This is a genomic window from Bradyrhizobium sp. BR 1433, from assembly GCF_051547665.1.
GTDB lineage: Bacteria > Pseudomonadota > Alphaproteobacteria > Rhizobiales > Xanthobacteraceae > Bradyrhizobium > Bradyrhizobium australafricanum.
The window spans coordinates 402,932-416,443 of record NZ_JBPUGG010000001.1; the positions used below are offsets into that span (position 1 = coordinate 402,932).

The window sequence follows — 13,512 nt, forward strand, 5'->3', positions numbered from 1 at the left end:
GTGCCCACTTCGCTTGAAAACGCTCTGTTCGGAAGGGCTCATGACGCTGCACGCATCCGCACTGCCCGTCGAGGCGCCACAGGCGTTCCTCGGCGTGACGCGGTCGCTGACCGGAAAACTCTGGCGCGACCGGCTGGATGCGCGCGGGGCGGCGCGGGCGCTCGCGATCGTGCAGCGCTATCAATTGCCGGAAATGCTGGCGCGCGTGCTGGCGGGGCGCGACGTCGGGATCGACGAGGTTCCCGACTTCCTCGACCCGACCATCCGCAAGCTGATGCCGGATCCTCACACGGTCACCGAGATGGAGCACGCGGCCAAGCGCATCGCGGATGCCGCGGTGCGCGGCGAGAAGGTTGCGATCTTCGGCGACTACGACGTCGACGGTGCGACCTCGGCCGCGCTGCTGACCTGGCATCTGCGCCATTGCGGGCTGGACCCGCTGATCCACATTCCCGACCGTATTTTCGAAGGCTACGGGCCGAACGTCGACGCCGTGCGTGCGCTGGCGGCGAAGGGCGCGACGCTGCTCGTCACGGTCGATTGCGGCACCACCAGCATCGAGCCGCTGGCGGAAGCCAGGAAGCTCGGCATGTCGGTCGTCGTGATCGATCATCACCAGACCGGCGATGTGTTGCCCGAGGTCGACGCACTGGTGAATCCGAACCGGCCCGACGATCTCTCGGGGCTCGGCCATCTCGCAGCGGTCGGCCTCGTGCTGGTGACCTTGGTCGCGGTGAATCGCGAACTGCGCCAGCGCGGCTTCTGGACCGGCGAGATGCCGGAGCCCGACCTGCTCAGCGTGCTGCATCACGTCGCGCTCGGCACCGTGGCCGACGTGGCGCCGCTGATCGGGCTCAACCGGGCCTTCGTCGCCAAGGGCCTGATCGCGATGCGTCGCCGCGACCATGTCGGCCACACCGCATTGATGGACGTCGCGCGCCTCAATGGGCCGCCGGAGGCCTGGCATCTCGGCTTCATGCTGGGACCGCGCATCAATGCCGGCGGCCGGATCGGGCGCGCCGATCTCGGCGTGCGGCTATTGCTCGAAGGCGACGTCTCCGAAGCTGCGCGGATCGCCGCCGAGCTCGATCGCCTCAATGCCGAACGGCGCGTGATCGAGCAGGCGGCCGAGGCGCAGGCCGAGGCCGAGGCGCTGGCTTCGCTCGGGCTCGAGGACAAGGGTGCTGTCATCGTCACCGCGGCGGAAGGCTGGCATCCCGGCGTGGTCGGGCTGGTTGCGGCGCGGCTGAAGGAGAAGTTCGCTCGTCCCGCGTTTGCGATCGCGCTGGAGCCCGGCGGCATCGGCACCGGATCGGGCCGCTCGATCGGCGGCGTCGATCTCGGCAAGGCGGTGCGGCAGGCGGTGCACGACGGCCTTTTGATGAAGGGCGGCGGGCACGCGATGGCGGCCGGCGTCACGCTGCGCAAGGAGAAGCTCGCCGAATTCCGCGCCCACATGGAAAGCGCGCTCGCCGCCGACGTCGCCAACTCGCGGCACGAGAACGAGCTGTTCATCGACGGCGCCGTGAGCGCGCGCGCGGTGACGCCGGAGTTCGCCGCGACGCTCAATCGTGCTGGCCCGTTCGGCAGCGCCAATCCGGAGCCGGTGATCGCGCTACCGTCGCATCAGCTGGTCTATGCCGACGAGGTCGGGCAGGCGCATCTGCGGCTGCGCTTCAAGTCCGGCGACGGCTCGATCGTCAACGGTATCGCATTCCGTTCCGTCGGACAGAAGCTCGGCAGCGCCTTGACGCAAAATCGCGGCCAACAATTGCACGTGGCGGGCTCTCTTGCGGTCGACCGTTGGCAAGGCACCGAACGTGTGCAATTCCGTGTCCTCGACGTCGCGGTGCCGGATCAGGGCCCGACGGTGATCCGATAAGAAACGTTGGGAGAGGACATGTCAGGACAGGTTGAAGGCAAGGTCGCGCTGGTGACCGGCGGCGCATCGGGCATTGGCGAGGCCATCGTCGAATTGCTCGCGCAGGAAGGCGCGACCGTTGTTGCGACCGATATCGATGAGTTGAGGGGACCCGAGCTCGCCGCGCGGCTCACCAAGGCCGGGCGGAACGTGACCTTCTTGCCGCAGGACGTTACCAGCGAGGAGCGCTGGATCGAAATCATCAGTGAGATCGGCAAGCGCCATGGCCGCCTCGATATCATGGTCTCGAATGCCGGCATCGGCATCGGAGCGCCCTCGATTGTCGAGATGTCGCTCGCGGACTGGCGTCGCCAGACCGCCATCAATATCGACGGCGTATTCTTGTCGGTGAAGCACTCGCTGCCGCTGATGCGCAAGCACGGCGGCGGCTCCATCATCATGATGTCGTCGCTGGCCGGCCTGCGCGGTGCGGCGACCCTTTCCGGCTACAGCGCCACCAAGGGCGCGGTCCGGTTGTTCGCCAAGTCGATCGCGATGGAGTGCGCGCAGATCGGCGACGGCATCCGCGTCAACTCGGTGCATCCCGGCATCATCGACACGCCGATCTGGGGCAAGATCCCGACCGGCGCGACCGGCGCCGGCCAGAACGCGCCGATCGATCCGGAGGAGCGCGCGAGGTTCGCCACACCGCTGGGCCGCGCCGGCCAAGCGATCGAGATCGCGCAAGGCGTGCTCTATCTCGCTTCCGACGCGTCGCGTTACGTCACAGGCAGCGAGCTCGTGATCGACGGCGGCATGAATGCCGGCGGCGTCGTGCGGCAGCCTGCGAAATAGTCTCCGTCATTGCGAGGAGCGAAGCGACGAAGCAATCCATAGTCCCGCATATGCGGAAGGATGGATTGCTTCGCTGCGCTCGCAATGACGGTGAGCGGTCAATGCGGCAGCCTGCGAGCCGGTAGGAGCGAACTGTCGTAGCCCGCATGAGCGGAGCGATATGCGGGAAACGTGTCCCCGGGTATCGCTTTCGCTCACCCGGGCTACGCAGATCGCATGATGGCTACCCGCCTTGCCGTAACCGCGCCAGCACCTTGAGCCCGCCGTAACCATCGGCGGGCAACAGGCCCATCTTGATCTGATAATCCTTGATCGCCTTCATGGTGTCGTTGCCGACGCGGCCGTCGGTGCCGCCGGTGTCGAAGCCGGCCTTGGTCAGCCGCGTTTGCATCTCCTGCACCTCGGCGAGCGTCAGCGCGCGCTCCGAGCCCGGGAAGGGTTGGATGAAGGGCGGCCCGCCGAGGCAGCGATCGCCGAGATGGCAGATCGCCAGCGCGTAGTTCATCGACGGGTTGTAGCTCTTCACCGAATTGAAGTTCGGACCGAGCAGGAAGGCCGGGCCGCCCGCGACCGGGATCCACAGCTGCGCTGATGCGTTCGGCTGCGGAAATGGCTGGCCGTCGGCTCTGACGACGCCGGCGCTGGCCCAGGCCGCATAGGTGCGGCTGCCGCTGGCGCCGCCGCCGGGCGCGCGGACCTCGTAGCCCCAATGCTCGCCGCGGTGCCACTTGCCGCGGTTGACGAGATATTTCGCGGTCGAGCCCAGCGCGTCGTCGGGCCGGCCGAACGGCGAGACCTTGCCGTCGCCGTCATAGTCGAAGCCGACATTGAGCCAGACTTCCGGCATCCACTGCGAATGACCCATCGCGCCGGCCCAGGAGCCGTTCATCTCCTGGGCGTGCTCCAGCCGCGCTGCACGATCTTCATCGCGTTGATCAGCTCGGTCTCCCAATAGGCCTTGCGGCGCGGCTCGTTCCAGGCGAGCGCGGCGAGCGAGGGAAACACCGGCGTCATGTGGTTCTGCTGCACCAGCGGATCGCCATAGGCGGACTCGACGCCCCACAGCGCGAGCAGCGTGCCGCGCTCGACGCCGAAGTCGCGTTCGATCCGGCCGAACAGCGCCTCGTTCTTCTTCAGCGCCTCCTTGCCGTGAATGACCCGCCAGTCGGAGACGCGGCGATTGATGTACTGCCAGATCTGCTCGTGGAATTCGGGCTGGTTGCGCATCTGCCTGAACACGCTCATGTCGGGCTCGATCCGCCCCATGCAGCGATTCCAGGTCGCCTCCGAGATGCCTTTGGCGAGCGCGCGGGCGCGAAAATTGTCGCGCCACTGGTCGAAGCCGGGAGGGGCTGCCGCCAGCGCAGCGAGCGGATTGACGAGCACCACGCCGGCCGCGAGCCCGGCCTTCAGGACGGCGCGGCGGGCAGGGGATTTCGGAGAATCAGGTTGTTTCATACGCCCAGTCTAGCGGCGCTTCCCGGATGGGCCAAAACCCATGATGCCGCAAGAAATCGGCAGGATCCATACAGGGGATGCGCCGCCGAGCGTCCGCTCAGTCACGCAGCGCAGGCATCGCGGCAACGGAGCGCGACGTCACTTGGTATAGTGTTCGACAACAGAGATACGGGTTCCCTCAAAGGGACCCTCGGCGGTCTCTGCGTCGATCAATTGACCCTCCAGTGTATAGGTCGTGCCGACGCCGACGCCGGAAAGCGAATTGCCATCCGCGCTGATCGCGACGCGAAAGACAGCTCGTTGGTTGCCGATGTGCTTCCCGCCGGCATCGAACTTGAAGGCGTGCCAAGTCGCCTGGAATTCGCGTTCGCCGGTCTGCACCCAGGCGCCGTGAGAGGGGCTCATCACCGGCGATCGATCGGTCGTTCGGACCGACGTGCCATCGGAAGTGAACGTCACCAGCGCATACCCTCGGGAGGGCGGTCGGGTAAAGGTGACACGCCACGTACCGACGATGGCGGGCGTGGCCTTTGCGGATATCGACGGACGCTCCTGGGCGCCTGCGCCGTCATGAATGGAACAGTTCACGATCGCCGACGCCATGGCAACCCCAAGAATGTGCATTGCTCTTTTGGCCATCGTCCCCTCCAATGGGCTGGGATACGAGGGCAAGCTAAGCGCAACCGTCCGGCCGCGCTTGATCATTCCCTGATTTTTTTCTGACAAAGCCCTGTGGCCTGCTAAGCTGTCTCGCTTCGAGTCCGAACAGGCGACGGGCTTCCATGCGGTACCGCTTCGGGAATTGTGTTCTGTCCCCGACAGTAGGGAGCTGATGCGGGGCCCGAACCTTGTCGTCCTGGCACCACAGGTTTTCGATCTGCTCGTCTACCTGATCCGCCATCGCGAGCGAATGGTCAGCAAGGACGAACTCATCAACGCCATTTGGGGCGGTCGCGCCGTTTCCGATGCGGCTCTGACCACACGGGTTTACGTGGCCCGTACCGCTATCGGCGACAGTGGACGGAAGCAGAAATACATCAAGACCCTCGCGCGGCGTGGTGTCCGGTTTGTCGGGCAAGTTGAGGAAATCCGCGCGTCGCCGAACGGCCGATCACCAACCGGACTTGTCGCCTCTCGCGGATCGCCACGAGGAGAAACGGACGGGCCATCGATCTGCGTTTTCGCCTTCACGCACACCTATCCGGATCGCGGTTCCGTGGCGCTAGGAGAGTTGGTGTCGGAGCAGGTGCGTATCGAGCTGACGAGAAGGCGCTGGCTGAAGGTCGCGGCTGCTGTGGAAGGAGAACAGAATTTCGTCGGGACGCCGGCAATCACAGCACCTCGCGCGCAGGACTGCCGTTATAGGCTCCGTGGAAGCGTCAACCACCACATCAGCGGGCGATGCCGGGTCTCGGCCGAGGTGGTGGAGACCTGGAGCGGCGTCGACATTTGGGGCGAGAGATACGATACAAGCTGTGCCGACGGGCTTAGAAGCCAACGCTTGATCGCCGACGCCATCGCGCGCGGCGCGGCAGCCGAGATCCTCGCCCGCGAGCTATCGCGCGCGCTCGGTACCAAACCGGACGACCTCGGAGCTTGGGAGGCGTACCAGCTCGGCATCTGGCACATGTCGGGGTGCAACTCGAATACAATCGATGCCGCGCAGCATCTTTTCCAGCAGTCGGTCGATCTCGACCCGCACTTCTCATCGGCTCATTCCGCGCTGGCGTGGGCGCACATGATGGCAGCATCCATCTATAGCAAGGTCACAGTCGCCGCCGGATGCGAGCTCGCGCGGCCGCTCGTGATGCGAGCAATTGCACTTGACGACGCCGATCCCGAGCCCCGGGCGCGCCTCGCGTTACTGAGTTTCCTCAATGGCGATGTCGAGAGCGCCATCGAAGGGGCCGAGACCGTGCTGTCGGTGAAACCGGATTGCGCGAGTGCGCTCGGCGTGAGAGGCGCTGCGTACATCGCGGCCGGCCGCCGCGCTCAGGGACGGAATTCGATACGCATGTTCTTGCGGCTAAGCCCAAATGATCCGGTCCGGCCCGTGCGGCTCACACAACTTGCGACCTCACACTACCTCGATGGCGACTATGAGGAGGCGGCGCGAATAGCGAAGCACACAACACAGCGGTTCCCGCAGCATCCATATGCGTATCGCTGGCTGGCTGCCGCGCAGGGTCAGCTCGGCCGGGTGGAGGAGGCCAGCGCTGCCCTCGAAGCCCTGCGAACAAGATGGCCGAACTCCTTTGAAATGTACGTTGCCCGACAACCTCCGTCCTATTGCATCGGCGAATTCAAGCCTATGTTGGCAGGGCTGCAGAAAGCTCACTTGAGCATTTGAGTTCGCGGGCGCTCGCCCAACGTTTTGGAAGACCGCTACAGTCCGCGCTAGCTATCCTGCAAATCCGTCGCGATCTTTGACAGCCACTGCCGGACAATTTGCTCCGATTTGGCGTCGAGGCTGCCGACAAGCCGGCGCTCCTGGGCCTGGGCGATATGGCGGCACTTCTCCAGCAGCGTGGTTCCATGGCTGGTCAGGGTCCATTGCAGCACCCGGCCGTGAACCGGGTGTGGCGTCTTGCGGATCGCGCCGTCGCGCTCGAGGTTGCGGATGATCACGCTGACGGTCTGCGGCGTCAGCAGCGCCACCCGCGCCAGATCGGCGCCCGACAGCCCCGGATAGGCCTTCAGCATGGTGAGCACGACGAATTGCGGCGAGGTGACGCCGAGGCGCCCAAGCTCACGCTCCATCGATAGCCGCGAGGCGGCATGCGCCTGGCGTAGCAGATAGGCGAGGTAGCCCTGTTCGCCGCGCTTGCCTTCGCCGGGCGGCGGGACCGGCGTGGTGAGGAGCAGGGTGTTGGCGGTCGATCCCGATCCCGTCGCAATCCTGCCCGTCGCCGTCTTCCCAACCGGCTTCCGCTCGGCGGTGCCGGATTTCCCTCGTTTCTGCATTGCCGCCATGTTGCCTTCGCCAATGTCCGCGTCTTGCCCATTATCAGAGCTCTGATAATATCTCAGTACACTGATAACATGAGGCCAGGCCAATGTCACATGCCCGCAAGGAATACACCGACTTCGAGAAGCTCGCGCCCGACGTCTTCGCCGCGGTGCGCGCGCTCGGCCAGTTCGCGGCGAAGGCCGGCCTCGACAAGCAGTTGCTCGAACTCGTCAAGCTGCGCGCCTCGCAGATCAACGGCTGTGCGTTCTGCGTGCAGTATCACATCCTGCAGGGCGAGAGCCTCGGCGTGCCCGCCGACAAGTTGAACCTCGTCGTGGTGTGGCGCGAGGCGCCGCAGTTCACGCCGCGCGAGCGCGCCGCGCTGGCCTGGACCGAAGCGTTGACGACCCTGCCGAACGGCGTCAGCGACGAGGTCTATGCGCAGGCCACCGCAGAATTCTCCGAGCAGGAGCTGACTTACCTGACCTCGGCGATCGCATCGATCAATGTCTGGAACCGGTTCGGCGCGGCCTATCGCTGGACGCCGCCGCCGCGCCGGCAGCGTGCGGACAAGGCGGCTTCGTAACGTCGAGACGGATCAAACGGCAACCGACAGGGAGAAAAGCAATGACCTCGATGGCAATGACACCATCTCTTCCATTCGCGCGTCCGCCGCGGCCGGTCGCGCTGGCGGTGATCGCGGGACTGGCCTCCGCCTTCGTGATCGGCAAGGCACTGCCGACCCCGATGGACGCGATCTCCTCCGTCATCGCGCCGCTGTGCGCCAGCGCCAATGCGGCGTCGCCGCTCGACAAGGTCGAGGTCATCACCTCGCACGCGCTGCCCAATGTGGCGGGCAAGCGTGTCACGGTGGTGCGCGTGTTCTACGGTCCCGGCGGCTTCACGCCGCCGCACCGCCATTCCGGTTCGGTGACTGCCTACATCACCAAGGGTGAAATCCGCTCCCAGCTCGGCGGCGGGCCGGTCGAGACCTTCAAGGTCGGCCAGTCCTTCTTCGAGCCGCCGGGCTCGACCCACATGGTCTCCGCCAATGCGAGCACGACGGAGCCGGCGGAGCTGATCGCGGTGTTCGTGGCGGACGAGGGCGCGCAGCTGACCACGATGCTCGAATAGCGTTGGTTGGGCGCTCGTTCTGCAAGACGTGCGCACTGGACCAGTTTGGTGCCCAGTTCACGTGAAACTGGACCTTGCGCGCAACGGGGCGTGTCGATTGATTGCACGACACGTTGCGGCGACGGTTGCCGGCGAGGGACAAATCGATGATCAACCTGAAGGGGCTCTCTGCCTTCCCGATAACGCCTTCGAACCGGGATGGGCGGGTTGATGTGGGCGCGCTCCGCGCCTTGCTCGCCCCCTTGATTGCGGCGAAGGTGGATTCGGTCGGGCTGCTCGGAAGTACCGGCTCATATCCGTATTTCAGCCGCGACGAGCGGCGGCGCGCCGTGCAGGCGGTGACCGCCCTGGCGGACGGCAGCACACCAATATTGGTTGGCATCGGCGCACTGCGCACCGACGATGCGGTGCGGCTGGCTCAGGATGCGCGTGATGCAGGCGCGACGGCGGGCCTGTTGGCAGCGGTTTCCTATACGCCGCTGACCGATGACGAGGTCTTTGAGCACTTCCAAGTCGTGGCCCGCGAGAGCGGGTTGCCGATCTGCATCTACGACAATCCCGGAACGACTCATTTTCAATTCACGCCGGCGCTCATCGGCCGGTTGGGTCGTGTGGATGGAATCGTCGCGGTGAAAAGTCCGGCGCTGGATGCTTCGACCGTGGCGGGCCATCTCAGGGAATTGCGGGCTGTGGTTCCGGACGGCGTTGCGTCGGGTTACAGCGCCGACTGGAATTGCACCGAGGCGCTGCTGGCGGGCGCAGATACCTGGTACAGCGTTGTCGCAGGAATCTTCCCGAAGGTCTGCGTGGACATCGTTCGCGCCGCGACGAGCGGCGATGCGGCCCGGGCGCGAGAGCTCAACGCGCATCTGCAGCCGATTTGGGATCTGTTCAGGACATATTCCAGTCTGCGTGTTGTCTACGCACTTGCCAATCTCAGAGGGGTTTGTGCGGCCGAGCCTCCACGTCCGATATTGCCGCTGCCTGCGGACGCACAGAGAAGGGTCAAGGAGACGTTGGCTGCGATGGAGATCGACTGATCGCAACCACGGCGGAAGGCGCTAGATGCCGGCGCGCGCCAGCGGGTCGCGGCCGAACCGGTTGTCACCCTTCGATCCCGGCAGCACACTCAGCGCTGCGACCAGCGCCAGATAGGGGATCCAGTATTTGACGTGCAGCGCGGCGGCGAGGTGGGGAATGGCGAGGATCGTCAGCGCCCACCAACCCGAGACGTTGAGGTCGTGCAGCCGCTTCACCAGGATCGCGGCGAACGGCCACAACGACAGCATGAGCAGCAAGCGCAGAACGGACAGGTCGTCGGCGGGCGGGCTGTCGTAATAACGTGGACCGGGATCGAGCCTTACGCTGATGCGAATGACGAGCATGTCGACCAGCACGAGGCCGAAAAATCCCAGGCCGAATTCCTGCCGGCTGATGCGGCCTTTCACCGAAAGAAAGAACCAGCTGAAGGTCGAGAGCATGCTTGGTTGTGGTCCAGCCTGAATGGGCATCTGATAGAGACTTGCGTCCGATGGTTAAGGCGGGACAGGTTCCCGCGGATTGCTGCCTTCATCATGATCACCGTGCCGGGCAATTGTCGCCGTGACATGACGCGCGTTGATGCGATTTCGGATGGAACCCGCGCTCGTTCCAGCCGGCACCCGACGGCCGCCATGGGCCGGATACGATCGCGGCGCTGCGAAGAGCGGCGCTCGCGAAATAGCTGGTGGCGTGCTCCGGTCGTCAGCTTACGACGCTGCGACGACGCCTGATCTGAGATCGCAGCAATCTCAGATAATCATTACTCTTTTGCCTTGCGGCATGCTTAAGCAGGCTGAGAGAGCGCGGTTCAATGCGCTTTGAAGGCCGGCACCGAGATCGGCGAAAGCGCCCGACAAATTCCAAGACATCAAACTTGCTGGAGAAGGGATCACGTCCTCTCCAGTCAGTCCTTTGTGCGTGGGGCAACTGATCGCCGACAGTTGCACCGAACATCCAAGTCCTCGGCAGATCGAGCAAGGAGCCACCAGCATGCCGTTTCTGCGTTTTGATTTGATCGAGGGAAGAAGCGATGCCGACATCCAGCGGCTGCTCGACGTCACACACGAGGTGCTGGTCGAAACCCTCCACGTGCCGCAGCGCGATCGTTACCAGGTCGTACATGTTCATCCGCGATCTCGCGTCGTCGCGCTCGATACCGGGCTTGGTATCGACCGGACTGACAGGCTGGTGATGCTGCAACTCACCAGCCGTCCGCGCGACAAGGCTCTGAAGCTCGATTTCTATCGCGTGCTCGCCGAGCGGCTATCGTCGGCTTGCGGGATCGCGCCGAGCGACCTCGTCATCAACTTCGTCATCAATGACGATGAGGACTGGTCATTCGGCATGGGGCGGGCGCAGTTCATCACCGGCGAACTGAAGTAGAGACCGAACGCGAATTGGCCGTTCGCGCCTGTCTCACTATCGATTGGCCGACGCGGCGGTGACGCCGCGTGTAACGATCTCGTTTTCTCCTGCTCTGGGGTCTGATCATGTTTCGCAGCTTGCCGCTCTTTATTCTCGCGATCTCTCTGGGGTCCACGGGCGCCGCCGGTGCGCAGACGTCGGCTGGAGTGCCGGCTGCACAGACATCGACGCCGGATCAACTCGTCGATGCTTTGAACGGCGTGTTCGGCAAGCATTCCGGTGCGCGCGCGGTTCACGCCAAGGGAGTTGTGTTGGAGGGCACATTCACGCCCGGTGCGCAGGCGTCCGCGATCAGCAAGGCGCCGCATCTGCAGAGCGCAGCGGTTCCTGTAACGGTGCGCTTCTCGGATTTTGCCGGCATTCCCGATATTCCCGACAATCAGGGATTGGCCAGTCCTCGCGGCTTCGCGATCAAGTTCAAGCTTCCTGACGGCATTGACAGCGATATCGTCGCTCACTCGTTCAACGGCTTTCCGTCACCGACCGCGGACGATTTTCGCGATCTGCTGATTGCGCTGGCAGGCAGTGGTGCCAGTGCGGCCAAGCCGACGCCGCTCGACAAGTACCTGTCGACGCACCCCGTCGCGAAGGCATTCCTGACCGCCCCGAAGCCGTCGCCCGAGAGTTACGGCACGCTGCCGTATTTTGGGGTCAACGCGTTCAAGTTCGTCAACAGCGCCGGAAAGGTTACCTATGGCCGCTATCAATTCCAGCCGGTAGCAGGCGCCCATTTCCTCAGTGATGAGGAGGCAGGAAAGAAAGCTGCGGACTATCTGAGCACAGAAATCCGGGCGCGTGTCGTACAGGGGCCGGTCAGCTTCAGGATGCTGCTCCAGCAGGCCGAGGCCGGGGACAAGCTCGACGATCCATCGACGGCCTGGCCCGACACGCGCCCGACCGTCGAACTCGGTACGATTTCGATCACGAGGGCTGTCCACGACAGCGACGCCGCCCAGCGGCAATTGTTGTTCCTGCCGAACGCCCTTCCGTCCGGCATCGAGGTGCAGGATCCGATGATAGATGCGCGGTCGGCCGCGTATCCTGTCTCCTACAGCCGCAGGCAACAATAGCCGTCGCAATGCCCGGCTAATTGCCGCCACCCTCCTGGGTGTCGATGCGATGCACGACGTCGTCGGGCAGGGCATGGGCCACGGCGGCTGCAAGCCCGGGCTCCGGTCCGATCTCGCGGCCGCGGCCGCGGATCAGCCGCTCATAGGCCGACACCAGCGTGGTGTAGGGATTGACCCACAGCCAGCCGTCGCGGGTGAACAGCTGGACGTCGAAATGCAGATGCCGCGACGTGCCGTTAGGGTGGTCGAGATAGTTCGAGACCACGCCGATCTTCTCGCCCTCGCCGACGCGGCGTCCGTTGAGCAGGCCGTCGGCATCCATCACTGACGGGTTCATGTGCATGTCAGCGGAAGCGGACATGCTCGGTGCGGGTGTTGACCTGCAATGTCGCGGCCTGCTGTTGCGCCGAGCGGATCACGATGCTGTCGCGCACCGCAACGACCGCCTGCTGCTTGGGGTCGCAGCCATCCTTGCTGTCGACAGGACATGCGCCGGGGCGGATGTCCTGGCCCTGATGGCCGTAGCCGCTGGCGCACTGGCCGACCTCGAAGCTGCGCGCCTCGCAGAAATTGTCTTGCCAGGGATACGCGTCGATGGCCGCGCCGGGCTTGCGCTTGGCGAAGGATTGCGAGTGGGCGAAGGCCGGCGCCTTCTCGAGCGGAAAGCGGATCTGCGAGTAGACGGTGAAGTCGGCGTGGCCGCCTTGTTGCCTGCGGCCGCCGCTGCCCGCGACGATGTCGCCGCTCGGGTGGTAGGTGAAGTCGGCGGATTGCGCGGCCGGCCGCTCGGCGATGTCGGAGGCGACGTCGCTGCGCGGCCGTGACGGCTGGCCGCCGGCGATGCGCAAGGCCTTCAGAAATCGCTCGGCGACCGGATAGGCCTCGCGGCAGGCCAGCCGCTTCGGCCGCGGCGCGCTGTCGAGGCACTGGATCGAGACGACATCGGGAATCCCGAAGCGGGTGAAGGCGTAGCGGACATAGCCCTCGCGAATGAAGCGGCGCAGGTCCGGAAACTGCGCGGCCAGCGTCTTGACCGGCTCGCCCTTGCCGCCGAGCCGGTCGGCGAGGTCGTAAACGAGGATCGAGCCGGAAATCTGCACCTCGACCGGCTTTGCAAATGTCCGCGGCGGCAGGCCGTAGTCGGCGCCGGGGTCGAGCGAGAACACGGCATCGTAGCCCGATGCACCGGCATGGAAGAAATCGACCGCGCGGAAGTCGGCCTGGTAGCGCGCGATCGACAGGCTGTCCGGCGCACCGTTTTGCCGCGCTTCGAGATAGCTTGCGGGGTCGAGCGGCAGCAGCACCGGGATCGGGCTCTGCGCAATGCCGGGAAACAGCGGCGCTGTCACCGCGTTCAACTGCACCAGCGCAGGCGTCGCCCGCGGATCGGTGGCGGGCACGCGGCGCTGGCCTGCGAAAGTGAAGCCGGCGGCGATGGCCGGGCGGCTGCCGATCTCCTGCCGCAGCTGGTCGAGCACGGCGCGCCATTCGACCCGCATGGCCGAGATCGATGGCGTTCGGAATTCGTCGGCATGGGCGCCGGGAAGAGGCGAGAGCAGGGTTGCCAGCCAGCAACTGACGAAGCTGACCACCTTCCTGTTCACTGCACACCCCGGGCTCATGTCTGATCGCCCGTGAGACTAAAGCAAGTTCCGGAAAAGTGTGTAGCGGTTTTCGGTAAAGTTGATGCTTAACCAACAAGCCGAGGCGCGGTGACA

11 protein-coding genes and 2 pseudogenes are annotated in these 13,512 nt (G+C 65.0%); 8 read left to right on the forward strand and 5 right to left on the reverse strand.

Annotated elements, in window-relative coordinates:
* Nucleotides 1-40 precede the first annotated feature (40 nt).
* The gene (gene recJ, locus ACSKB9_RS01970; RefSeq protein ID WP_438071374.1) at nt 41-1,882 is read left to right on the forward strand and encodes a single-stranded-DNA-specific exonuclease RecJ; all 1,842 of its coding nucleotides are present in this window, start codon (nt 41-43) and stop codon (nt 1,880-1,882) included.
* A gap of 18 nt (nt 1,883-1,900) precedes the next feature.
* On the forward strand, nt 1,901-2,716 hold the full coding sequence (locus tag ACSKB9_RS01975) for an SDR family NAD(P)-dependent oxidoreductase (protein ID WP_438071376.1): 816 nt from the start codon (nt 1,901-1,903) through the stop codon (nt 2,714-2,716).
* A gap of 223 nt (nt 2,717-2,939) precedes the next feature.
* On the opposite strand, the pseudogene ACSKB9_RS01980 reads toward ACSKB9_RS01975, so the two are convergent.
* Nucleotides 2,940-4,174 (reverse strand): annotated as a pseudogene (locus tag ACSKB9_RS01980) (lytic murein transglycosylase).
* A 138-nt stretch (nt 4,175-4,312) separates the two neighbouring features.
* Nucleotides 4,313-4,813, reverse strand: a complete 501-nt coding sequence (locus tag ACSKB9_RS01985; RefSeq protein ID WP_438071378.1) for a hypothetical protein — start codon at nt 4,811-4,813, stop codon at nt 4,313-4,315.
* Nucleotides 4,814-5,006: 193 nt separating this feature from the next.
* Here ACSKB9_RS01985 and ACSKB9_RS01990 point away from each other — a divergent pair, with 193 nt between their 5' ends.
* Nucleotides 5,007-6,524 (forward strand): tetratricopeptide repeat protein, encoded by a 1,518-nt coding sequence (locus ACSKB9_RS01990; protein WP_438071380.1) that lies wholly within the window; start codon nt 5,007-5,009, stop codon nt 6,522-6,524.
* Nucleotides 6,525-6,571: 47 nt separating this feature from the next.
* Here ACSKB9_RS01990 and ACSKB9_RS01995 read toward each other — a convergent pair whose 3' ends face one another.
* Nucleotides 6,572-7,147 (reverse strand): MarR family winged helix-turn-helix transcriptional regulator, encoded by a 576-nt coding sequence (locus ACSKB9_RS01995; protein ID WP_438071381.1) that lies wholly within the window; start codon nt 7,145-7,147, stop codon nt 6,572-6,574.
* Between the two features lie 83 nt (nt 7,148-7,230).
* On the opposite strand from ACSKB9_RS01995, the gene ACSKB9_RS02000 reads away from it, so the two are divergent.
* The 3 genes from ACSKB9_RS02000 (at nt 7,231) to ACSKB9_RS02010 (ending at nt 9,298) form a co-directional block, all read left to right on the forward strand.
* Complete coding sequence (locus tag ACSKB9_RS02000) at nt 7,231-7,710, forward strand: carboxymuconolactone decarboxylase family protein (protein ID WP_438071383.1); 480 nt, start codon at nt 7,231-7,233, stop codon at nt 7,708-7,710.
* A gap of 41 nt (nt 7,711-7,751) precedes the next feature.
* Entirely contained in the window at nt 7,752-8,258 is a 507-nt protein-coding gene (locus tag ACSKB9_RS02005) for a cupin domain-containing protein (RefSeq protein ID WP_304500125.1), read from the forward strand.
* Nucleotides 8,259-8,404: 146 nt separating this feature from the next.
* Entirely contained in the window at nt 8,405-9,298 is an 894-nt protein-coding gene (locus ACSKB9_RS02010; RefSeq protein WP_438071385.1) for a dihydrodipicolinate synthase family protein, read from the forward strand.
* Nucleotides 9,299-9,319: 21 nt separating this feature from the next.
* Here the strand turns inward: ACSKB9_RS02010 and ACSKB9_RS02015 are convergent, their stop codons facing one another.
* Nucleotides 9,320-9,739: a DUF805 domain-containing protein gene (locus ACSKB9_RS02015; RefSeq protein ID WP_438071387.1), complete on the reverse strand. Its 420-nt coding sequence runs from the start codon at nt 9,737-9,739 to the stop codon at nt 9,320-9,322.
* Nucleotides 9,740-10,289: 550 nt separating this feature from the next.
* Here ACSKB9_RS02015 and ACSKB9_RS02020 point away from each other — a divergent pair.
* Together ACSKB9_RS02020 and ACSKB9_RS02025 are read left to right on the forward strand one after the other, a co-directional pair.
* Nucleotides 10,290-10,682 (forward strand): tautomerase family protein, encoded by a 393-nt coding sequence (locus ACSKB9_RS02020; protein ID WP_438071389.1) that lies wholly within the window; start codon nt 10,290-10,292, stop codon nt 10,680-10,682.
* 107 nt (nt 10,683-10,789) lie between these two features.
* Nucleotides 10,790-11,794 carry a catalase family peroxidase gene (locus tag ACSKB9_RS02025; protein WP_438071391.1) on the forward strand — a complete coding sequence of 335 codons (1,005 nt, stop codon included), beginning with the start codon at nt 10,790-10,792 and terminating at the stop codon, nt 11,792-11,794.
* A 16-nt stretch (nt 11,795-11,810) separates the two neighbouring features.
* On the opposite strand, the pseudogene ACSKB9_RS02030 reads toward ACSKB9_RS02025, so the two are convergent.
* A pseudogene (locus ACSKB9_RS02030) lies at nt 11,811-13,416 on the reverse strand (M23 family peptidase).
* Between the last annotated feature and the right edge of the window lie 96 nt (nt 13,417-13,512).

Excerpts from the sequence above, each read along its gene's own strand:
- recJ (WP_438071374.1), top strand. The coding sequence starts at position 41 with ATGACGCTGCACGCATCCGCACTGCCCGTCGAGGCGCCACAGGCGTTC.
- ACSKB9_RS01975 (WP_438071376.1), top strand. The coding sequence starts at position 1,901 with ATGTCAGGACAGGTTGAAGGCAAGGTCGCGCTGGTGACCGGCGGCGCA.
- ACSKB9_RS01985 (WP_438071378.1), bottom strand. The coding sequence starts at position 4,813 with ATGGCCAAAAGAGCAATGCACATTCTTGGGGTTGCCATGGCGTCGGCG.
- ACSKB9_RS01990 (WP_438071380.1), top strand. The coding sequence starts at position 5,007 with ATGCGGGGCCCGAACCTTGTCGTCCTGGCACCACAGGTTTTCGATCTG.
- ACSKB9_RS01995 (WP_438071381.1), bottom strand. The coding sequence starts at position 7,147 with ATGGCGGCAATGCAGAAACGAGGGAAATCCGGCACCGCCGAGCGGAAG.
- ACSKB9_RS02000 (WP_438071383.1), top strand. The coding sequence starts at position 7,231 with ATGTCACATGCCCGCAAGGAATACACCGACTTCGAGAAGCTCGCGCCC.
- ACSKB9_RS02005 (WP_304500125.1), top strand. The coding sequence starts at position 7,752 with ATGACCTCGATGGCAATGACACCATCTCTTCCATTCGCGCGTCCGCCG.
- ACSKB9_RS02010 (WP_438071385.1), top strand. The coding sequence starts at position 8,405 with ATGATCAACCTGAAGGGGCTCTCTGCCTTCCCGATAACGCCTTCGAAC.
- ACSKB9_RS02015 (WP_438071387.1), bottom strand. The coding sequence starts at position 9,739 with ATGCTCTCGACCTTCAGCTGGTTCTTTCTTTCGGTGAAAGGCCGCATC.
- ACSKB9_RS02020 (WP_438071389.1), top strand. The coding sequence starts at position 10,290 with ATGCCGTTTCTGCGTTTTGATTTGATCGAGGGAAGAAGCGATGCCGAC.
- ACSKB9_RS02025 (WP_438071391.1), top strand. The coding sequence starts at position 10,790 with ATGTTTCGCAGCTTGCCGCTCTTTATTCTCGCGATCTCTCTGGGGTCC.